Below are 21,990 nucleotides of genomic sequence, written 5' to 3'. Positions count from 1 at the left end.
TTTAGCACAAAAATTTCTTTAAATATTGAAATTAATTATCATTTTTATTATACTTGATATATAATTTATATATCCTAAAGAAAAGAAGTGATATTCTTGCAAAAAGAACATTTTGATATCACAGGTATGACATGTTCCGCTTGCTCTAGTAGAGTAGAAAAAGCCGTCGGTAAATTACCTGGTATAATCAATCACTCGGTGAATTTACTAAAAAATTCTATGGTTGTGGAATTTGATGAAAAATTATTATCCACAAATGAAATCATTCAAGCTGTAGAAAAAGCCGGTTATGGTGCTTCATTGCATTATAATCAATCTGTGGGCAAACAAAGTCCTACAAAAATTGAAAATAAAGTAGAAGATATTCATGCACAAATGAAACAGCGTTTATTTATCTCTATTATTTTCATGTTACCTCTATTTTATATTTCTATGGGACATATGTTTTCCTTACCTATGCCCTCTTTACTTCTAGGCACAGAAAATGCCCTTTCGTTTGCTTTTACTCAATTTTTATTGTTAATTCCTATAGTATTCGTCAATTTCAAATATTATAGCGTAGGCTTCAAAACATTATTTCAACTTTCGCCTAATATGGACTCTTTGATTGCCCTTGGCTCAAGTGCTGCCATTGTCTATGGTATTTATGCCATTTATAAAATAAGCTTTGCCTTAGGTCATGGAGATTTATCCACCGCTCATCATTTCAGCATGGATTTATACTTTGAATCTGCAAGTATGATTTTGACCTTGATCACCTTAGGAAAATTTCTCGAAAGTAGAGCTAAAAACAAAACATCTGATGCTATCACCAAATTGATGAATTTAGCACCGAAAACAGCTCTTCGCTTAGAAAATAATCAAGAACAAGAAATTTCTATTGATGATGTAAAGCTAAATGACATTCTAATAGTCAAAGCAGGTGCAAGTATTCCTACAGATGGTATTATTATTGAAGGTCATGGCGTTATTGATGAATCTTCACTCACTGGTGAACCTATTCCTTGTGATAAAACCATTGACCAAACTGTAATTGGTGGTACAATCAATAAATCAGGCTATTTTAAAATGCGTGTTACTAAAATTGGCGAAAATACTACTTTAGCTCAAATCATAAATCTAGTCGATGATGCTACTAGTTCCAAAGCACCTATTGCCAAAATCGCTGATAAAATCAGTGCTATCTTTGTTCCTATTGTAATAACACTCGCTATTATTGCCACTATCATCTGGCTATTTAAGGGCGAAAGTTTAGAATTCGCTTTATCTATCGGCATCTGTGTATTAGTTATTTCTTGCCCTTGTGCTTTAGGACTTGCTACACCTACGGCTATCATGGTAGGTACAGGCAAAGGTGCTAGTCTAGGTATCTTATCTAAATCAGCCCAAGCATTAGAAACTCTTCACAATATTAATACAGTTGTTCTTGATAAGACAGGCACAATAACTCAAGGCAAACCTCAAGTAACAGATATTTATACTTCAAAAGAAGTAACACTTCAACAATTATTGACCGTTGCCTCTTCATTAGAAAAATTATCTGAACACCCTTTAGGTGAAGCCATTCTTCAAGTAGCCGATAAACACAATATATCAACTTTAGCTGTAGAAAATTTTAAACAAATAGCAGGGCAAGGATTATCTGGTATTATTGACAATTCCATTTGTCTTGCAGGTAATCAAAAATTATTAATCGCTCATAATATTGAAAATGAACCGCTATTTTCCCTAGGTAATAAATTAGCCCAGCAAGGAAAAACACCTTTATACTTCACTAAAGATGATAAAATCCTTGGCTTAATAGCTATCGCTGATACAATTAAAGCAACAAGTCCTCAAGCTATTCAAAAATTAAAAAATCTCGGTATCAATATCTATATGTTAACTGGTGATAATCAACTCACAGCAAAACAGATAGCTAAGCAAATAAATCTTGAAGAAAATAATATAATTTCTGATGTATTACCTCAAGATAAAGAAGCCAAAATTCGTCAACTTCAAAATCAAGGGCAAAAAGTAGCTATGGTAGGTGATGGCATAAATGACGCACCTGCACTTGCTCGTGCTGATGTTGGTATCGCTATTGGAGCTGGTACAGATATCGCTATTGACTCCGCTGATATTATTTTGATGAAAAACAATTTACTAGATGTAGTAACTGCTATAAAATTAAGTAAAGCCGTTATCAAAAATATCCGTGAAAATCTCTTCTGGGCATTTATTTATAATATCATAGGTATTCCTATTGCCATGGGCTTATTTTATACAACCTTTGGTTTAAAATTAAATCCTATGATTGGTGCCCTAGCCATGAGTTTTAGCTCCGTTTTTGTCGTAACTAATGCCCTTCGCTTGCGTTTTTTCCAAAATAATTACCAAACTTCATCCATAAATAAAGATAATTCATCTACTGCCATAAATATTCAAGCAATAGATTTAAATACATCAAAAGGAGACGATAATATGGGATTATTAAATAATTTATTCCACCAAAATAGTGAAAAACAAACTGAAAAAATCATATCTATTGAAGGTATGATGTGCCAACACTGTGTAAGACATGCCACAGAAGCACTGGAAAAAATAGATGGTGTCAGTGATGTAAAAGTAAGTCTTGAAGATAAAAATGCTGTTATCCATGTAAATCAAAATGTTACAGATGAGCAAATAACTAATGCCATTGTTGAAGCAGGCTATGAAGTTACTGCTATAAAATAAACAAATATAAATAAAAAGGCTTTTCTTAGTATTATTTTTTTCACTAAGAAAAGCCTTTATTTTTATTTATTTAACATACGTTTTGCTCTTGCAATTACTTCTTTATACTCTCTTTTTATTCTACTTGCCAATAAATAACTTACGATTGTAGCCAAAATAGCAAATACCCCACCTGTGATACCTACGCTATTTAATCCTGCTAAATCTACAGATAATGAACCAGCAAAAGAACCTACAGCGATACCAACATTATATGAAGATGATGTAAGTGAACCCGCTAATGCCAAAGTCCCTGGATAAAATTTCTTGGACACTTGTAAATAATACATCTGAGTTGGTGTGTTTAATAAATACATTAATATGCCTAAACAGCAAATAACCACACTGCCTAAAATGAATGATTCCATAGTAAAAGTCAATAAAATAGAAAATATTGCCTGTCCTGCAAAAATCATCCATAAAATACGCATACCACCTAAATTATTGAGCATAGGAGATAATAAATTACTGATCATAGCTGCTACGCCAAAAATAACAAATGCCAAAGTCAATAAATTAGCAGATAAGCCCATTTTATCTAATAAAATTGGGGATAAATAAGTATAGAAACAATATGCAGAAGAACCACTTAAAATCATTGCACTTACTGCCATAATAATACGTTTATCTTTTAATAATACTAATTGTTCCATAATATTATTAGTTGGTGGTAAGTTTTTCGTTGGTAAAAATTTAACCATCAATAATAATAATAATATACTAACAACGACGATAAAAGCAAAAGCCACTCGCCAACTAGCAAATTGTATAATGAACATACTAAAAGGCACACCAAATACTGAAGCTATATTAAAACCAGCAAAAATCCAAGATATTACTGAAGAAGTGTATTTTCTCGGTGCAACATCAGGTGCAAATGTCATTGACATTGAAATCAAAGCACTAGATATAGCTGCCAAAAATATTCGTGAAGCCAACATTACAGGATAATTAGGTGCTAACATACAAGCTACATTACCTAGTGTAAACAAAAACATTAAGCTTAAAACCGTACGATATCTAGGAAATCTTGATAAATATGCCGTGATCAAAGGTGCTCCTACTGAATAAACTATGGCAAATGCAGAAATCAATAAACCCGTTTGCGTAATTGATACATTCAAATCTTCTGCAATATTCGGCAAAATACCAATAACCACATATTCACAAGTACCCAATACAAAACTAAGCATAATCAACATGATTACTCTGATATTAAACATAATGTTATGATCTCCTTTACTATTTTTTTATTTATATTCCCTGTACTTATTATTAGTAATAATAAGTAATTTAACTCGTTAAACGTTTACTATTATATATATATTTTTTTATAAATACTATGCTTTCATAGATTAAAAACATTGCTAAATGTCTTTTCTTTTTCTCCCTAAATGAATAAAATGTTCAATTTTCTCACTTAAAATTAAAAGAGTAGATTTTTTATAATCTACTCTTTATCTTCCTCTTAAAAATATCATTTAATTTTATTCACTAATTTACCGATTGGAGGAATTTCACATACTACTTCATCTCCAGATTTTAACCATTTTCCTGGTTTATATCCCATGCCCACACCTGATGGTGTACCTGTAGCAATGATATCACCTGCTTCTAAAGTCATTCCTTGCGATAATTCTGATACTACTTTTGGTATATCATTTAAAAATAATTTTGTATTTGAATTTTGGCGAAGTTCCCCATTTACACTGCATCTTATATCCACTTCTACAGGAAATGGCAAAGCTGATTTATGCAAAATAACAGGGCCCATAGCACTATAAGTATCTAGAGATTTTCCCTTAAACCATTGCATATGTTTTAATTGCAATCTACGTGAAGAAAAATCATTAAAAATGCTATAACCAAAAATATAATCTTCTACTTTATCCACAGGTATATTTTTACCAGTTTTGCCTATGATTACCGCCAATTCCACTTCATAATCTAAAGCATTATCTATATCTAAACAAGCTTGTACATCTTCATTTGTACCGATTATTTTAATAGCACGCTTACCAAAATAAACTGCATCATTGCCTGTTTTCCTGAAATTTTTTGCACGTTCACTAGCTTCTTCTAAATGAGCTTGATAATTTACACCCACACATAAAATATCATGTATTGGTCTTTCTATTGGTGATAATAATTTAACTTCACTCAATTTATAGCTCTTAAAATCATTATTTTCATCATCTAATTTTATCTGTATATCTTTTATATCATCTTCATTTAAATGTTCAATCACATCTTGCATACAGCAAAAAGTTTTATCTGCATATAAATCATTAAGTGCTATTATCTTATCTTCATCATTTGCTAAAACACCTATCAATTTCTTATTTTCTATTTTAAAATTTACAAACTTCATTAGCCTTCATTCCTTTCCTTACTTACTAATTAAAATATATATTATACATTTTTTATCTAAAATCCTTCAAAATCATATTCCTATATATAAACTAGATTTAAAATGATAACAATACAATAATCAAATATAAACCCAAGCTAATTCAATCTATAAACAATTACAACTTCCAAATTATCCTACCAAAATATATGATTAAAAGATTATTTTGCTTGACATTGCATATTATTCATACTAAAATAATAGTAAATTAAACAAAGATAAATTTTATAATACTATATAAACAAACTTATTAATAACTATATCTATTATTTTTTTACGAACTTTAAACCTACTATAAAAGTAGGATAGGAGGATATATTTCATGACTAAATCTCTTTTAAATATTACGGACTTATACGCTAGTGCTGAAGATAAAACAATTTTACAAAATTTAAATTTAAATATAAATAAAGGTGAAACTCATATTTTAATGGGCCCTAATGGTGCAGGAAAATCTACATTAGGCAATGTTATTATGGGTAATTCTCAATATAAAGTAGACCGTGGGAGTATACTTTTTGAAAATGAAGATATTACTTCTGCTAGAACTGATGAACGTGCTCAAAAAGGATTATTCTTATCTTTCCAAAGCCCTATAGAAATCCCTGGTGTTTCTATCTCTCAATTTATCCGTACTGCTATGGAAACAAAAGAAAAAATCCGCCTAAAAGCTTTTCGCGATAAATTAAAAACTGTTACTAAGACACTCGGTATCAATGAACAATGGATCAATCGTGAGTTAAACGTAGGATTTTCTGGTGGCGAACGCAAAAAAATTGAAATGCTTCAATTATTAATGCTAAATCCTAAATTAGCTATCCTAGATGAAACAGACTCTGGTCTTGATGTTGACGCTGTAAAAACTGTTTCTCGCGGTATACAGACATTCCAACAAGATGACCAAAAATCTTTATTAATCATCACTCACAACAGCAAAATCCTTGAATATCTCCATATTGATTATGTTCATATCTTAATCAATGGAAAAATCATCAAAACAGGAGATGCTTCTTTAATAAAAATCATTAACGAACAAGGCTATGAGCCTTTTATCACTGGACAAGGAGAATAAAATCATGAATGAAGCAGAAAAAAGACAAAATGAATATATAAATCAAACTGCTGAACGTGTAGAAAATCGTTATGATTTTAAAAAAGCAGAAAAAGATGCTTATCGTCTCAAAAAAGGTCTCACTCCTGAAATCGTAGAAGAATTATCCGCTAAAAAAAATGATCCTGAATGGATGCGTGAATTTCGCTTGCGTTCTTTAGAAATCTACCACAGCTTAGATGTACCACCATGGGGGCCATCTATTGATGATTTAAATATCGACAATATCGTAACTTATGTAAAACCAAATACTGATATGCAAGGTTCATGGAATAATATACCTGAAGATATCAAAGATACTTTCGATAAACTAGGCATTCCTCAAGCTGAACAAAAATCCTTAGCTGGTGTCGGTGCCCAATACGACTCTGAAGTCGTTTATCACAATCTTAAAGAAGAAGTTGCCAAACTAGGCGTAATTTATACAGATATCGAAACTGCTCTCAAGGGCCCTTATGAACCTATGATACGTGAACATTTTATGAAACTTGTAACACCTCGCGATCATAAATTTGCAGCCTTACATGGTGCAGTTTGGTCTGGTGGCTCTTTCGTATATGTACCACCTGGAGTAAAAGTGGACATTCCACTTCAATCTTATTTCCGTCTAAATGCAGCAGGTGCAGGGCAATTTGAACATACATTGATTATTGTAGATAAAGGAGCTGACCTTCACTTCATTGAAGGCTGTTCCGCTCCTAAATATAATGTAGCTAATCTGCATGCTGGCTGTGTAGAATTATTCGTCGCTGATGATGCAAAATTGCGTTACTCCACAATCGAAAATTGGTCAAAAAATATGTACAATCTCAATACAAAAAGAGCAAAAGTAGGTAAAAATGCTACTATGGAATGGATTTCTGGCTCATTTGGCTCTCATATCTCTTACCTTTATCCAATGACAATTCTTGCAGGTGAAAATGCCAAAGCAGAATTTACAGGAATTACATTTGCAGGTAAAGGACAAAACCTCGATACAGGAGCTAAGATGGTGCATAATGCCCCTCATACATCTTCTTTAATCAATACAAAATCCATTTCTAAAGATGGTGGTGCTAGTACATTTAGAAGTTCTGTCGTTGTAGCCAAACAAGCACAGCACAGTAAAGCCCTAGTTTCTTGCCAATCTTTAATGCTCGATAATATTTCTCGTTCAGATACAATTCCAGCAATGGACGTGCGTACAAATAAAGCCAGTGTCGGACACGAAGCCAAAATCGGTCGTATTAGTGATCAAGCTGTATTTTATCTCATGAGTAGAGGCCTAAGTGAAGCCGCTGCTCGTGCTATGATTGTAAACGGATTTGCTAATCCAATATCCAAAGAATTACCAGTAGAATATGCTGTAGAAATGAATCATTTAATTCAATTAGAAATGGAAGGTGCCATTGGCTAAAAGGAGATATGACTATGAATATAAAATTTGAACATGCAAATAGTTTACCAATGCCAACATGGCGTTGGTTAAAATTAAATGATACAACTATATCTTATGATAATATAGATAAATTAACTCCCCTCAAACCTCAAATCATCAATTCCACGGAAAATATTTCCCTATCTTCACAAAAAGATATAGCTTTTGCCAACTTTCCTCACATCACTACTGGTATCGGCTCAGATGCTGATAATTTTGTAGTAAATAATGCTAGTAACAAAAACTATTTCACTATCAAAACAAATACGATTACCCAAAAACCTTTAATCTTCATTTATGATTTAACCGATAATCTTGATTTAATTGATGATAATTATATTTACGCTCAAGAAAATAGCCAAGCTACTATAATTATCGTTTACAATTCCCCTTATCATAATCAAGGTTTTCATGCGAGCAGTACAAAGATTTTCGCTGAAAAAAATGCTCAAATTAAAATAATTCAACTGCAAACACTCGGCAAAGACTATTTTAACTTTGATGATATCGGCACGCTTGCTCAAGAAAATGCTCGTATATCCATTCAACAAATTGCTTTAGGTGCAAATAAAAATTATCTAGGTGCAAATATAGATTTATTACAAAATAATGCACAACTAGATTTCCAAACAGATTATTTAACTACTAAAAATCAAATGCTCGATATGAACTATATTGTCAATATTCAAGGTCAAAAGACCAAAACTAATTTAACGACAAATGGTATCTTAATGCATAACGCTCAAAAAACACATCGTGCAACTTTAGATTTTAAACAAGGTTGCAAAGGTTCTATAGGTACAGAAGCAGAAAATGTATTATTACTTGATGAAGATATCCACAATAAATCAATTCCTCTAATTCTCTGCGGTGAAGATGATATCGAAGGCAATCACTCCGCTTCTATCGGTGAAATGGATAAGGAACAATTATTTTACCTGCAAACTCGTGGCTTAAATGAAAGACAAATTCGCCAAATGCAAATTGACTCCAAACTTCAATTAATCACAACAAATTTACCTGAAGAACTTCACGCTTATATTTCCACTTATCAACAGGAGGCTTTCTATCATGAAAACTAATTTTCGCCAAGATTTCCCTATATTAAATGATAAAGCAAACCCTGTCGTTTATTTAGATAGTGCTGCTACTACACAAAAACCACTAAGTGTGATAAAATCCCTAGAAAATTATTACGCATCTCAAAACGCAAATCCCCTTCGTGGTCTTTATAAATTGAGTGCTACTGCTACAAGTGAATACGAACAAGCTCGCCATAGCGTAGCACAATTCATCAATGCTAATGAAGATTGTGAGATTATTTTCACTAGAAATACTACTGAATCCTTAAATCTCATCGCCTACACTTACGGCATGGAAAATATCCAAGAAGGCGATGAAATCGTAATCTCCATTCTTGAACATCATAGCAATATACTACCATGGCAAATGATAGCAAAATTAAAAAAAGCTACATTAAAATATATGTATATAAATGATGAAGGCATTATTTCTGATGAAGAAATTCAAACAAAAATCACACCTAAAACAAAGATAGTTTCTATCACTCAAATTTCAAATGTCTTAGGCGTTGCCACTCCTTTAAAAGCTATAATAAAAAAAGCTCATGAAGTAGGTGCTATTGCCATTGTTGATGGTGCTCAAGGTGCTCCTCATATGGCAACAGACGTCCAAGATTTAGATTGCGATTTTTACGCATTCTCCGGTCATAAAATGTTAGCACCTATGGGAATTGGCGTTTTATATGGAAAAAAATCCATACTTGAACAAATGCCTCCATTCTTACGTGGTGGCGAAATGATCGAAACAGTATCCGAACAAGATGCTACATTTGCCCCACTTCCAGAAAAATTTGAAGCTGGTACACCTAATGTATCTGGAGCAATAGCATTAAAAGCCGCTATCGAATATATAAATCAAGTAGGATTTTCCTATATTGAACAACAAGAAGAAAAATTAATGAAAATCGCCATGGAAGAATTATCTAAATTGCCTTATATCACCATTTATGGCTCACCAGATTATAAAAAGCATAAAGGCGTATTGAGCTTTAATATACAAGATATTCACCCTCATGACGTATCTTCACTTGTCGATTATCATGGAAATATAGCCCTTCGTGCAGGCAATCATTGTGCTCATCCATTATTAAAATATCTAAATGCACAATCAACCAATCGCATAAGCTTTTATTTCTATAATACAAAAGAAGATGTTTATCAATTCATTGAACAAATAAAAAAAGTAAGGAGTTATTTAGGATACGATGTTTAATCTCTACAATGAAATCTTAACTGAACACAACCTTCACCCTAATAATAAATGTTCACTAGCAGATGCTACACATCACCAACATGGTATCAATCCTAATTGCGGTGATGAAATCACGCTCTCCTTAAAACTCAATAACAATATTATTGAAGATGCTAGTTTCCAAGGTTCAGGTTGTGCTATTTCTCAAGCTTCCACAGATATCATGATTGATTTAATGCTTGATCAACCAATCGACAAAGCCAAAGAATTATGTCGTTTATTCATTGGCATGGTTCAAGGTACAATCACTGATGAAAAAGAGCTTGCCCCTTTAGATGAAGCTCTTACCTTTAAAAATATATCCAAAATGCCAGCTCGTGTAAAATGTGCCGTACTCAGCTGGCATACTATGGAAACAATCCTAGACAAAGCCCTCCAAAACTCTCAATAAATAAAAAGTATCATCTTGATTTAAATAGTTCAAAACTAAAATTAAGATGATACTTTTTTATTTTATCTAAAAATTACCAGCCAAAATCAAAAAAAATCCCGCTAATCCTTGATAAATAAACATTTTCACTAAATCCCTTCAAATCTCATTATTGCTGATAAAAAATAACTAAAATCCTTGTTCATTAATACTTTTAATAGTATAATAAAAACCATAAGGATTAATTTTTCTAGCATTTAACTTTAACAAGAGTTGTATTTGAATCCCTTCCATAAGAGCCATTAAACTATCTACAGCTTATTTAACTTTAACAAGAGTTGTATTTGAATATTTTAGTTAATATCCAATTTTCCCATTCTGTAGCAATTTAACTTTAACAAATGTTGTATTTGAATTTACTCAGTAGAATATTAATCGAGGTAGAAAGACAAATTTAACTTTAGCAAGTGTTGTATTTGAATTTATTAAAAATTTATCAAATAATTAGAATTTTATATAAATAAGAAGAAATGAGGTATGTAAAATGAAAACTAAATGCTTATTATTTGTAATTTTAATGTTATTAATGACATTAATTAGTGGCTGTAGCAATGAAGGTGATAAGTACATAGGAAAATGGACTGGTTTAGAAAATCCTGATAGCCCACGCTCGTACATTCACCAAATGACAATAGAAAAAAATGGTGATAATTTCATTATAAAAAGAAAAATTGGCCAATATAATGAATTTAATCTAGACAGACAATTAGAATGGCATGATAGCACAGAAGATACCGATAGTGCTACTTTAAAAGACAATAAATTAGTCGTTGGTGGAAATTTAACAACCACAACATACACTTATATAGAAAAAGATAATACGCTTCTATATTCTGGAAATGGTGGGGTTTATCTACAAAAAGATAACGATGGTAAAATATTAGAAGATTTAAAAAAACAAGCAGCAGACGCATTAACTAAATATTGGGAAGAACATCCTTTAAAAAAGACAAGTTCTATAAATGATAATCCATTTGAAAAATACGGAAAAACAAAGTGGTAATAAAAAGCAGGGTTTAAACCCTGCTTTTTTTAATTTCCAAATCTCATAAAGCCTAACGCTGGCTCTTGAAGAGGTCTATTTTCTTCATCAAAAGTACTAGGATTATATGGATCATATCCATAAAACTGACCATCTTCTATTTTTTCTTTATCTAATCTATCAATAGCAGTTTTTGTTTCTTGGTCAACTATATTATTGATAAAACGTGCTCCGTTTGTTTTTATTTTATCAATAGAATTTAATGTATTTACTATATTCATAGCATTTGCACGTTGCTTTTCGCCCAAAATGTTATCTGTTTGTGTACTTAATATTTCAGATTGCAGGTTTATTCTATCATTTTCATTATTAATTGTTTCTTGTATAATATCCGTTGCTTCTTTTTTGTATAAATTTGTTCTTCAGCAAGTTTAAGATTATACTCTTGGTCATTTAATGCTTCTTCAATTTTCCAAGACTTATAAAAGTCTTTATCTTTAAAAACTTTATTAGGATTAATTAAACTTTTACCATCAGGTTTTATAACATTCTCCATTTATGCACTTATTTTATTTCCATCAATATTTATTTTCTAAACTATTTTTTATAATATAAAGTATTTATACTATTTTCTTTATACTGTCTGCTAATTTTTTATAATCTATAATGTGTTTCCCTAGTTTTAAACTATCAAATTCCAAATTCTCTAACATTCTCAATAAATAAAAACTATCATCCTGACTCAAATAGTTGAAAACTAAAATTCTTGTTTATTAATACTTTTAATAGTATAATAAAAACCATAAGGATTAATTTTTCTATCATTTAACTTTAACAAATGTTGTATTTTAATTTATTGAAAATTTAGCAAATGATTAGAATTTTATATAAATAACAAAAAGTGAGGTATGTAAAATGAAAACTAAATGCTTATTATTTGTAATTTTAATGTTATTAATAACATTAATTAGTGGCTGTAGCAATGAAGGTGATAAGTACATAGGCAAATGGACTGGTTTATCAAATCCTAACAATCCTTTATCAGATTTAAGACAAGTAACAATAGAAAAAAATAGTGAAAACAATTTTATTATCAATGAAAAAATAGGTTCTTATAATGCTTATGGCAAAAAATGTGAATGGAAAGAAAATACAAGTACCGATATTGCTACATTAAAAGATGGGAAATTAGTAATAGGTGGAACTTCATTTACTTATATCGAAAAAGATAATACTCTATTGTATAATGGTAATGGTAAATATTATTTAAAAAAAGATGATGATGATAGCGAGTATACTAATTTAAAAAAACAAGCTGAACCATTAGCTATAGAACGTTTTGAAAAATATAAAGCTCAAGAAAAAGAATTAAATACATCTCCTTTTGAAAGATACGGAAAAACAAAGTGGTAATAAAAAGCAGGGTTTAAACTCTGCTTTTTTTAATTTCCAAATCTCATAAAGCCTAATGTTGGCTCTTGAAGAAGTCTATTTTCTTCATCAAAAGTACTAGGATTATATGGATCATAACCATAAAATTGACCAGCTTTTATCTTTTCTTTATCTAATCTATCAGCAACAGCTTTTGTTTCTTGGTCAACTACATTATTAATAAAACGTGCTCCGTTTGTTTTTGTTTTATCAATAGAATTTAATGTATTTACTATATTCATAGCATTTGCACGTTGCTTTTCGCCCAAAATGTTATCTGTTTGTGTACTTAATATTTCAGATTGCAGGTTTATTCTATCATTTTCATTATTAATTGTTTCTTGTATAATATCCGTTGCTTCTTTTTTGTATAAATTTGTTCTTCAGCAAGTTTAAGATTATACTCTTGGTCATTTAATGCTTCTTCAATTTTCCAAGACTTATAAAAGTCTTTATCTTTAAAAACTTTATTAGGATTAATTAAACTTTTACCATCAGGTTTTATAACATTCTCCATTTATGCACTTATTTTATTTCCATCAATATTTATTTTCTAAACTATTTTTTATAATATAAAGTATTTATACTATTTTCTTTATACTGTCTGCTAATTTTTTATAATCTATAATGTGTTTCCCTAGTTTTAAACTATCAAATTCCAAATTCTCTAACATTCTCAATAAATAAAAACTATCATCCTGACTCAAATAGTTGAAAACTAAAATTCTTGTTTATTAATACTTTTAATAGTATAATAAAAACCATAAGGATTAATTTTTCTATCATTTAACTTTAACAAATGTTGTATTTTAATTTATTGAAAATTTAGCAAATAATTAGAATTTTATATAAATAATAAAAGTGAGGTATGTAAAATGAAAAATAAATACTTATTATTTGTAATTTTAATGTTATTAATGACATTAATTAGTGGCTGTAGTAACAATGAAGGTGATAAGTACATAGGAAAATGGACTGGCTTAGAAAATCCTGATAACCCCCAATCTTATATTTATCAAATTTCAATAGAAAAGAATGGAGATAATTTTATTATAAAAAGAAAAGTTAGTAATTATAATGAATTTAATCCAGATAGACAATTAGAATGGCAAGAAGGCGAAGAAAAAACTGAAAGTGCTACTTTAAAAGATGGTAAATTAATAAGTGGAAATGATATTGCTTCAATATCGTATACTTATATAGAAAAAGATAATAGTATTCTTTATTCTGCAAAAGGAATTTATTTACAAAAAGATGATGACGGAACAATATTTGAAAACTTAAAAAAGCAAGCTGCAGATACTTTAACTAAATATTGGGAAGAACATCCTATGATTAATAAAACACCTATTATTGATGACCCTTTTAGCAAATACGGCAAAACAAAATAATAAATAAAAAGTATCATCTTGATTAAAATAGTTTAAAACTAAAATTAAGATGATACTTTTTTATCTAAAATTTTATACAACTAATATACTTGTTTATATTTATTTTTAATAGTATAATCTAATATTATTAATTACCTTATTAATCTAATAATCTATTTAATAATTACATAAGGAGATGTTTTTTTTGCTAAATATTTAGGTGGAGATATTCCACACAAAAAGGAATAAGTGTACAAAAACCATTTGGGAATTTTTGGTTAGTATGGTCAACTGGATTATTCTCTCAAGATAAAATAGATTTAAAAACACAATTAAATACTATACAAGAAGTTACTGATAAAAACAAATTAAAATTATCAGCTGTTGTTGGATGGGGTTTTATTGGTACTGTAATTGCGGGTCCTGTAGGAACTGTTATTGGTTCTATTTTAGGTGGTAAAAAAAATCGAAAAGTTATTGCTTGTGAATTAACAAATGGTTATAAATGTTTATTAGAAGTAAATAATGATGAATATTTAAAATTGATATCTTTTGCTAAAAATAATTTAGATAATTATATTCCAAAATCTATATGTAATAGTGAAAATAAAAATTCATTATCATCAATAAACACTACTAATAACTTAAACGAAACATTGCAAGCACTAAAACAACTTGGTGAATTGAGAGACTTAAAAATAATATCTAATGAAGAATTTGAAGAAAAAAATCTAAATTAATGAATAAAATATAAATATTCCATAATAAATAATATGTTTTATTTCACTATATTTTAGAAATTGTCATGACAAGTATAGTTATTTACTATACTTACAAATGGATATACAAGTATTTTGTTGAGTAACTATCCTGTCGCTCTAGCATTAGCGTAATAATGTAAAAAAGCCTTAGGAACTGACCCTTCCTAAGGCTTTTGTGCGTCATCATGAGTTTGATTTCGTCTATACTTAGTATAGCATATTACATAGATTTTGCAATATAAAGCTTATTATTGTCATGCAAATAAAAAAATAAACTTATAAATAAAAAATATCTTACTTTATAATGAACTACACTCTAAAATTTAGACAAAAATCTCTTTGGGAATGTAATTAAGAATTAAAATAATACTTTTAAAATAAAACTTTACTAGATAAAATCAAGAAAAATCTCGCTAATCCTTGATAAATAAACTTTTTCACTAAATCCCTTCAAATCTCGTTATCGCTGGTAAAAAATAACTAAAATCCTTGTTTATCAATACTTTTAATAGTACAATAAAATCATAAAGATTAATTTTTCTAGCATTTAACTTTAACAAGTGTTGTATTTGAATCCATATTTAGTATTCTGTATCAGTAATTGAGATATCATTTAACTTTAACAAGTGTTGTATTTGAATATCGACTTAGAAGCCACTAAAACATATTTACTGGAAATTTAACTTTAACAAGTGTTGTATTTGAATTTGTCTATGTGATTGTGGCAATGAAAAAATAATTGAATTTAACTTTAACAAGTGTTGTATTTGAATCTACAGCTATACATAATACTATTGGAGCTGTAGGGAATTTAACTTTAACAAGAGTTGTATTTGAATCTTGCATTGCATTTTTGCGGTGCAGGGGGAATATTTATTTAACTTTAACAAGAGTTGTATTTGAATAGTTGGAACAGAAGAAATTGATAAATTTAAACGTGCATTTAACTTTAACAAGAGTTGTATTTGAATTTGCCCTGGGAATTGCGGATATTCTGTTAAACCATATTTAACTTTAACAAGAGTTGTATTTGAATTATGGTGAACCGCATGAGTTAAGGTGCGAACTTTTAATTTAACTTTAACAAGAGTTGTATTTGAATAAAAATACATATCTTACTGGTCGAGATGATAGATTATTTAACTTTAACAAGAGTTGTATTTGAATGTCTGTGTAGTTTTGCCGTTATTATTTCTATTTGTATTTAACTTTAACAAGAGTTGTATTTGAATGCATCTTATTTAAATAGTACTATTTTTATTTAAAATATTTAACTTTAACAAGTGTTGTATTTGAATAAAACTTATAGATGAAATAGAAAAAGAGGAAAAAGAATTTAACTTTAACAAGTGTTGTATTTGAATTTTATTGTTTTTGTATGCAATGCGTGTTATTATGTATTTAACTTTAACAAGTGTTGTATTTTAATTAACTCTCTAGCATTAACGTAACAATGAAAAAAGCCTTAGGAACTGACCTTTCCTAAGGCTTTTGTGCGTCATCATGAGTTTGATTTCGTCTATACTTAGTATAATATATTACATAGATTTTGCAATACAGAGCTTATTATTATCGTGCAAATTAGAAAAATAGACTTATATCTTTAATTCTTCTATATCAGCTAAAAGCTTATCTAATTTTTCTACAGCTATATAACGCAAGAAACCCCATGAAGGTGCGAACTTCATGGGGTTTTGCTGTCTATATGACTCTTTTGTTATGTTTTGCCTATACTTAGTATAACACATTATTTAACTTTAACAAGTGTTATATTTGAATTTACAAATTTTTATAAAGTAAAAATTTAAATTTATCACATTATTATTTTCTCACAAAAGTCATAATTATAGTATCCTCACTATAATTATGCTTCATTTTCTCATATTCTTTAACCTCAATAGGTGTTATAACTATAGTCTTTAAGCTAGGATTTAGTTTATTTACTTTTTCTACTACACCTAAATGTTCATCACCATGAAAACTTCCTTGTACATGGAGGACTTTTGTATCTTTATGTTCCTTTAAAAATTCAACAATACTTTCCGCCATAGTATCATCTTTCAAACATTGAGCTTTATAGAAAGCTTCTATTCTTTCTGGTGTCATCATCATATGACTTTGACCATCGCTCATAGACATATAATTTTTGAATTTATCATAATATCTTTCATACTCTACTAAATGTTTTTTTGGCAAATAAATTTTATCTTTATCTTCAATTAAAGCTAAATCGCCTACTTTTGTATATTTATTAGCTATTCTTCGTGGAATATTTGATGCTAAAACATACATATCTTTTTCTTTAGCAAATTCTACCAATGGTTTATAATCTGTTTGATAATTTTCCCATGGACGAGAATTATTTATAAATTCTGTTTCTGTTATTTCATCATTCAAATATTTATCCATTACTGGCTGAACATCTCTCTCAAACATTTCCATAGATAATATCATATCTTTATTTTGTTTATACATCTCTTGGAAAAATGATAATTCTGCTTCATGAATAGATTTTTGGTCGTGATATTCATTAAAAAATACTACATCATAATTTTGAGAAATGCTCACCGCTTTATCTAAATCAATTTTTTCTCCTTGATAATAATACTCTACGTCAGATTTTTCATCTTGTGCTTGAGCCATACCTCCCAAACAACTAGTCAATACTAGCCCACTACAAGCAATTATCTGCCAAAACTTTTTCAAAACACCATCTCCTTTTAGTAAAAATTTATTTATTAATTAAAACAAAGTAGCAAGATTTTATCCTGCTACTTTATTTAATTTATCTTATTATCTTAGAAAGTCCATTCTGCACCCAAACGCCAAATCATACCATCTAAACCAATATTACTAATTTTTTTATCAAAAATATTATCTACACCTGCATAAACTCTATTTCCTTCACCAAATTTTTTATTGAGTACAAAATTAGTTGTAGTGAAATTATAATCATTATCATCATAATGGTATTTATTAGCCCATTGTTGCCATAAAATCGCACTATATCCCCAATCATCATGATCATCATATAATAATTGCAATGTAGTCATATTTTTTGCTCGATTATCTAAGCGATCACCACTTACTTTATCTGTTGCATCAAGCCAATTACTTGTTGCTTTTATTGTCCATTTATCGTCTAAATTACGACCAATTTCCATTTCCACACCATCAATTTCAGCTTCATCTACATTTACATAACTCTGATCATAATAACTACTACCTATTTGTTTTGTAGTAATTAAATTTTTAATATCATTATTGAAATATGTTAATTTACCAAAATTATTATCTTTTTCAGCTTCAAAACTGATATCCCATGAAGTAGATTTTTCTGGTTTTAAATCTGGATTGCCATAAACATTGACAGTTTGCCCGCCCATTGCACGATGCATTGCCATATATAATTCACTAATAGTTGGAGCTTTAAAGCCTTTACCCCAATTAGCCTTAATGCGACTATTATCACTGATAAAATATGTCGCACCTATTTTTGGTGTAACTTCTCCACCAAAAGAACTATCATGGTCATAACGCACAGATGGAATTACTAATAAATTATCATTCACTTGCCATTCATCTTGGATATATCCTGCCCAAGTATTTATTTCTTTATCTGAATAATATTTATTACTCACCATTCCATTTCCTGATTGACTTACTTGATGTACATTATCACCTCCATCACTCAAACGAGTACCTTCGACTTTATTTTGACGATATTCGCCTCCAAACGTCAAAAGATGATTATCATTTAATTGCACAGTATTCTTACCTTCTATGCCCCAAAGCGTATAAGTGGATTTATCCCAATCATATTTTGGATACATTGAACCCAAAATATTTTCCATTGGTCCTGGGAAATTATTGCGATAATTATATAAATTATTCTCTTTATCCAATCTACTATAAAAAGTCCTAATCATATAATCACTATTATCAGTTTTGCCACTATAACCTAAACTATAATCATATCTTCTATAATCATACCATTCTTTTTTATCCTTACTAGTTTGCAAAACGCCTGTTGATGTATATTTATCAGCATAATCTGCCTTTGTATGCTCATTATAATAACCAAGCGTCAAATCAATTTCTTTATCATTGCCTAAATCCCATGTTCCAGCAAAATTAAAATCTTGGATAGGGCCATAATAATTACTGCCTTCATCTCCAGCTTGCATATTTTTGCGTATATCACTAAAACGCATATCAAAAGTAGAACTGAAATTTCCCTGTTTACCAAAATCTATATGATAATAATTATTTATAGCTTCTGATCCTGTAGAAAAGCCTACCATAACTGATGGCTCTTTTGATTTTTTAGTGATGATATTAATTACTCCACCTAAAGCATCTGAACCATATTGTGCTGAAGCACTGCCACGCACAATTTCAATACGTTCAATATTTGACAGACTCAATCGACCTAAGGCATAAACGTTTTGTGTAGCACTTGTATCTTCTCCAGCAACTCTTTTACCATCTATTAAAATTAAAGTATGATTTGTGCTCATTCCACGAATCATCACATTATGACCTGCCATACCTGCTGAAGTTACATCTACATTAGCTGCCAAACGAAGTGCAGAATAAACATCTGTTGCTCCTAATTGTTCAATATCTTCTTTAGTAATTACTTCTACAGTTTGCGGTACAGCTTTTACTTCCTCTTGAGTTCGTGTTGCTGTAACTACTACATCTGGTGTAACTACCACGTCATTATTTTGTATATCTTGTGCATATACTGGACTTGATAAACCTAATAACACTGATAAAGTCAATAAAGTTTGCTGTTTTTTTGTAGATAATCTCATTATATTAACTCCTTTGTATGTAATTGTTTATATTAACAATAATCATTATCATTAATATAAACAGATTAAACGTATTATTTGCTTTTCTTTAGCTATGAATATTTTTTATTTAAAAAGTAATCTCTGCTCCTACACGCCAAATTCTACCTTCTAAATAAATATCTCCTATTTTTTTATCTCCAATATTATCTACACCTGCATAAACTCGTCCACTTCGACCATCATCAAAAGCGAATTTTTTATTTACTACAAAATTTAAAGTATTATAATCATAATTTTCATTAGCATAATGATAATTACTTACCCAAGAATTCCAAAGCTTAGCACTATATCCATTAATATCATTATCATCATAATTCAATTCTAAAGTGGAAATATTATCGGCTGTCGCAGATACTTTTTCCCCATCACTGTCTTTAGCATTAAGCCAATTACTAGTCGCTCGAATAGACCAATTGTCATTGAATTGGCGACCTATTTCAAATTCTACGCCATCAGTTTTGGCATCTTGAGCATTGATAAATGTATTTTTTCCATTTACTTTATCATATGTTATTAAATTATCGTATTTACTATTAAAATAATTTAATTTCAACCAATTATTATCTTTTTCAGATTCAAAACCGAGTTCCCATGTAGTAGCTTCTTCTGGTTTTAAATCTGGATTTCCATATATCGTAGTAAAACCATGATCTTGCCCAGCATATAATTCCACTAAATTCGGAGCTCTCCATGATTTACCCCAATTCGCTTTTATACGACTATTATCACTTAGAAAATAAGTTGCACCTAATTTAGGTGTCGTTTTTCCGCCAAATTGTTCATCATGGTCATATCTCACCGCTGGAATAAATAAAATTTTATCATTTATAAACCATTCATCTTGAATATATCCCGCATAGGCAGAATTATCTTTACTATTACCTTCACCTAAAGCTAAGATTGGGCCTTCTACACCTATATTTTTATATTCAACACCATAAGTTAATAAATGCTCATCTCCTGCTTGTACTGTATTTTTAGCTTCAATACCTAAAGTATCAAATGTGTTTTGCTTATAACTATTATTTTTACTGCCCTTATATTCTTCCTTATCATATCGATTATAATAAGCTCTAATCATATAATTACTATTATCGCCTTTTCCATTATAAGCTATACTATAATCTTGATTTGTCTTATCATAATTTGTAGAACTTTTGCCCATTCCCATAGAAGAATAATCTGTTATTTTCTTTGATTTTTCATCATAATAACCTATATAAAAATCTAAATTATTATTATCCTGAACCTCCCACGACTAAAGTCGCGGGGTTCTCGGTCAAATATTCTAACGAATACAGTATCTCCGAGCTATCCCCATAGTTCCTACGGTTCTTGTATATATTATTTATGCTATGTTTAATATTCTTAATCCTTCATTTCTAATATTTATAGCTGCATTTACATCTCTATCGTGATGTGTTTTACATTTAGGACAGTTCCATTTTCTAACATCTAAGTTTTTTACTTCAGTATTTTTATACCCACAAACATGACATAATTGGCTTGAAGGATAAAATTTATCTATTTTGACAATAACTTTTCCAAACCATTTGGCTTTATATGTTAGTTGTCTCATAAACTCTGACCAACTGACATCAGCTATATTTCTTGCTAATTTATGATTTTTCATCATGTTTTCAACTTGCAAATCTTCAAGACAGATTACATCGTAGTTTCTGATAAGTTGACATGTTACTTGATGTAGTAAATTGCGTCTTTGATTGGCAATTCTATCATGCAATTTAGCCACTTTTACTCTAGCCTTTTCCCAATTTGAGCTTCCTTTTGTTTTTCGAGAAAGCTCTCTTTGGAGTTTAGCTAATCTAGTCAGTGATTTTTGCAAGTATTTAGGATTGCTATATTTTACTGCATCTGAGGTTATGACAAAATCCTTTATTCCTAAATCTAAACCGACATATTTATTCGTTTTTATGAATTCAGGTTGAGGCAGGTCTGTACAACATAGTGCAACGTAATATTTTCCACTAGGAGTCTGTGATACTGTCGCACTTAAAATTCTACCTTCTATTTGGCAATATTTATCTCTTATTTTTATCTTACCTATTTTAGGTAGTTTTATTTTATTTCCTAAAAATACAATGTTGTTATTTGTCATATTTGT

Annotated in this window: 18 protein-coding genes and 1 pseudogene; 9 read left to right on the top strand and 10 right to left on the bottom strand. The window is 29.7% G+C overall.

The window, feature by feature from the left end; all coding sequences use genetic code 11:
- Window positions 1–96: 96 nt before the first annotated feature.
- Entirely contained in the window at window positions 97–2,718 is a 2,622-nt protein-coding gene (locus Q5I67_RS05560; protein ID WP_302486634.1) for a heavy metal translocating P-type ATPase, read from the top strand.
- A 62-nt stretch (window positions 2,719–2,780) separates the two neighbouring features.
- Here the strand turns inward: Q5I67_RS05560 and Q5I67_RS05555 are convergent, their stop codons facing one another.
- Complete coding sequence (locus Q5I67_RS05555; RefSeq protein ID WP_302486633.1) at window positions 2,781–3,980, bottom strand: MFS transporter; 1,200 nt, start codon at window positions 3,978–3,980, stop codon at window positions 2,781–2,783.
- A gap of 254 nt (window positions 3,981–4,234) precedes the next feature.
- A complete protein-coding gene (locus tag Q5I67_RS05550) occupies window positions 4,235–5,128 on the bottom strand; it encodes a fumarylacetoacetate hydrolase family protein (RefSeq protein WP_302486632.1) in 894 nt (297 codons plus the stop codon).
- A gap of 361 nt (window positions 5,129–5,489) precedes the next feature.
- Here Q5I67_RS05550 and sufC point away from each other — a divergent pair, with 361 nt between their 5' ends.
- The 6 genes from sufC (at window position 5,490) to Q5I67_RS05520 (ending at window position 11,462) form a co-directional block, all read left to right on the top strand.
- Complete coding sequence (gene sufC / locus Q5I67_RS05545) at window positions 5,490–6,239, top strand: Fe-S cluster assembly ATPase SufC (RefSeq protein WP_302486631.1); 750 nt, start codon at window positions 5,490–5,492, stop codon at window positions 6,237–6,239.
- 4 nt (window positions 6,240–6,243) lie between these two features.
- Entirely contained in the window at window positions 6,244–7,674 is a 1,431-nt protein-coding gene (gene sufB, locus Q5I67_RS05540; protein WP_302486630.1) for a Fe-S cluster assembly protein SufB, read from the top strand.
- Between the two features lie 14 nt (window positions 7,675–7,688).
- Window positions 7,689–8,777 carry a SufD family Fe-S cluster assembly protein gene (locus tag Q5I67_RS05535; RefSeq protein ID WP_302486629.1) on the top strand — a complete coding sequence of 363 codons (1,089 nt, stop codon included), beginning with the start codon at window positions 7,689–7,691 and terminating at the stop codon, window positions 8,775–8,777.
- Complete coding sequence (locus Q5I67_RS05530; protein WP_302486628.1) at window positions 8,767–9,990, top strand: cysteine desulfurase; 1,224 nt, start codon at window positions 8,767–8,769, stop codon at window positions 9,988–9,990. The genes Q5I67_RS05535 and Q5I67_RS05530 overlap by 11 nt, the downstream gene beginning before the upstream one ends.
- Window positions 9,983–10,420, top strand: coding sequence for a Fe-S cluster assembly sulfur transfer protein SufU (gene sufU, locus Q5I67_RS05525; protein WP_015563337.1), 438 nt, complete (start codon window positions 9,983–9,985; stop codon window positions 10,418–10,420). The genes Q5I67_RS05530 and sufU overlap by 8 nt, the downstream gene beginning before the upstream one ends.
- A 523-nt stretch (window positions 10,421–10,943) precedes the next feature.
- Entirely contained in the window at window positions 10,944–11,462 is a 519-nt protein-coding gene (locus Q5I67_RS05520) for a hypothetical protein (protein ID WP_302486627.1), read from the top strand.
- Window positions 11,463–11,491: 29 nt separating this feature from the next.
- Here the strand turns inward: Q5I67_RS05520 and Q5I67_RS05515 are convergent, their stop codons facing one another.
- Window positions 11,492–11,749: a hypothetical protein gene (locus Q5I67_RS05515; RefSeq protein WP_302486626.1), complete on the bottom strand. Its 258-nt coding sequence runs from the start codon at window positions 11,747–11,749 to the stop codon at window positions 11,492–11,494.
- A 41-nt stretch (window positions 11,750–11,790) separates the two neighbouring features.
- Window positions 11,791–11,997 (bottom strand): hypothetical protein, encoded by a 207-nt coding sequence (locus Q5I67_RS05510; RefSeq protein WP_302486623.1) that lies wholly within the window; start codon window positions 11,995–11,997, stop codon window positions 11,791–11,793.
- Window positions 11,998–12,356: 359 nt separating this feature from the next.
- On the opposite strand from Q5I67_RS05510, the gene Q5I67_RS05505 reads away from it, so the two are divergent.
- Complete coding sequence (locus Q5I67_RS05505; protein WP_302486625.1) at window positions 12,357–12,854, top strand: fimbrillin family protein; 498 nt, start codon at window positions 12,357–12,359, stop codon at window positions 12,852–12,854.
- Window positions 12,855–12,883: 29 nt separating this feature from the next.
- Here the strand turns inward: Q5I67_RS05505 and Q5I67_RS05500 are convergent, their stop codons facing one another.
- Both Q5I67_RS05500 and Q5I67_RS05495 read right to left on the bottom strand, forming a co-directional pair.
- Window positions 12,884–13,141: a hypothetical protein gene (locus Q5I67_RS05500; protein WP_302486624.1), complete on the bottom strand. Its 258-nt coding sequence runs from the start codon at window positions 13,139–13,141 to the stop codon at window positions 12,884–12,886.
- 41 nt (window positions 13,142–13,182) lie between these two features.
- The gene (locus Q5I67_RS05495; RefSeq protein ID WP_302486623.1) at window positions 13,183–13,389 is read right to left on the bottom strand and encodes a hypothetical protein; all 207 of its coding nucleotides are present in this window, start codon (window positions 13,387–13,389) and stop codon (window positions 13,183–13,185) included.
- 358 nt (window positions 13,390–13,747) lie between these two features.
- Here Q5I67_RS05495 and Q5I67_RS05490 point away from each other — a divergent pair, with 358 nt between their 5' ends.
- A complete protein-coding gene (locus Q5I67_RS05490; protein ID WP_302486622.1) occupies window positions 13,748–14,263 on the top strand; it encodes a hypothetical protein in 516 nt (171 codons plus the stop codon).
- A 2,561-nt stretch (window positions 14,264–16,824) separates the two neighbouring features.
- On the opposite strand, the gene Q5I67_RS05485 is transcribed toward Q5I67_RS05490, so the two are convergent.
- The 4 genes and pseudogenes from Q5I67_RS05485 to Q5I67_RS05470 all read right to left on the bottom strand — a co-directional run.
- The gene (locus Q5I67_RS05485) at window positions 16,825–17,709 is read right to left on the bottom strand and encodes a ChaN family lipoprotein (RefSeq protein WP_302486621.1); all 885 of its coding nucleotides are present in this window, start codon (window positions 17,707–17,709) and stop codon (window positions 16,825–16,827) included.
- Between the two features lie 92 nt (window positions 17,710–17,801).
- Window positions 17,802–19,823 (bottom strand): TonB-dependent siderophore receptor, encoded by a 2,022-nt coding sequence (locus Q5I67_RS05480; RefSeq protein ID WP_302486620.1) that lies wholly within the window; start codon window positions 19,821–19,823, stop codon window positions 17,802–17,804.
- A gap of 109 nt (window positions 19,824–19,932) precedes the next feature.
- Window positions 19,933–21,096, bottom strand: a pseudogene (locus Q5I67_RS05475) (TonB-dependent receptor plug domain-containing protein); the annotation flags it as partial.
- A 117-nt stretch (window positions 21,097–21,213) separates the two neighbouring features.
- The coding region (locus Q5I67_RS05470; protein WP_302486619.1) for an RNA-guided endonuclease TnpB family protein at window positions 21,214–21,990 on the bottom strand (777 nt) is incomplete at its 5' end.

Source organism: uncultured Megamonas sp. (assembly GCF_958438645.1).
In the GTDB taxonomy this organism is placed as follows: Bacteria; Bacillota; Negativicutes; order Selenomonadales; family Selenomonadaceae; genus Megamonas.
This window is presented reverse-complemented; position numbering and strand designations above follow the sequence as displayed.

Bases quoted from the DNA above. Each gene is read 5' to 3' on its own strand.
- Q5I67_RS05510 (WP_302486623.1), bottom strand. From the start codon at position 11,997: ATGGAGAATGTTATAAAACCTGATGGTAAAAGTTTAATTAATCCTAAT.
- Q5I67_RS05530 (WP_302486628.1), top strand. From the start codon at position 8,767: ATGAAAACTAATTTTCGCCAAGATTTCCCTATATTAAATGATAAAGCA.
- sufU (WP_015563337.1), top strand. From the start codon at position 9,983: ATGTTTAATCTCTACAATGAAATCTTAACTGAACACAACCTTCACCCT.
- Q5I67_RS05550 (WP_302486632.1), bottom strand. From the start codon at position 5,128: ATGAAGTTTGTAAATTTTAAAATAGAAAATAAGAAATTGATAGGTGTT.
- sufC (WP_302486631.1), top strand. From the start codon at position 5,490: ATGACTAAATCTCTTTTAAATATTACGGACTTATACGCTAGTGCTGAA.
- Q5I67_RS05555 (WP_302486633.1), bottom strand. From the start codon at position 3,980: ATGTTTAATATCAGAGTAATCATGTTGATTATGCTTAGTTTTGTATTG.
- Q5I67_RS05535 (WP_302486629.1), top strand. From the start codon at position 7,689: ATGAATATAAAATTTGAACATGCAAATAGTTTACCAATGCCAACATGG.
- Q5I67_RS05495 (WP_302486623.1), bottom strand. From the start codon at position 13,389: ATGGAGAATGTTATAAAACCTGATGGTAAAAGTTTAATTAATCCTAAT.
- Q5I67_RS05480 (WP_302486620.1), bottom strand. From the start codon at position 19,823: ATGAGATTATCTACAAAAAAACAGCAAACTTTATTGACTTTATCAGTG.
- Q5I67_RS05520 (WP_302486627.1), top strand. From the start codon at position 10,944: ATGAAAACTAAATGCTTATTATTTGTAATTTTAATGTTATTAATGACA.
- Q5I67_RS05490 (WP_302486622.1), top strand. From the start codon at position 13,748: ATGAAAAATAAATACTTATTATTTGTAATTTTAATGTTATTAATGACA.
- sufB (WP_302486630.1), top strand. From the start codon at position 6,244: ATGAATGAAGCAGAAAAAAGACAAAATGAATATATAAATCAAACTGCT.
- Q5I67_RS05505 (WP_302486625.1), top strand. From the start codon at position 12,357: ATGAAAACTAAATGCTTATTATTTGTAATTTTAATGTTATTAATAACA.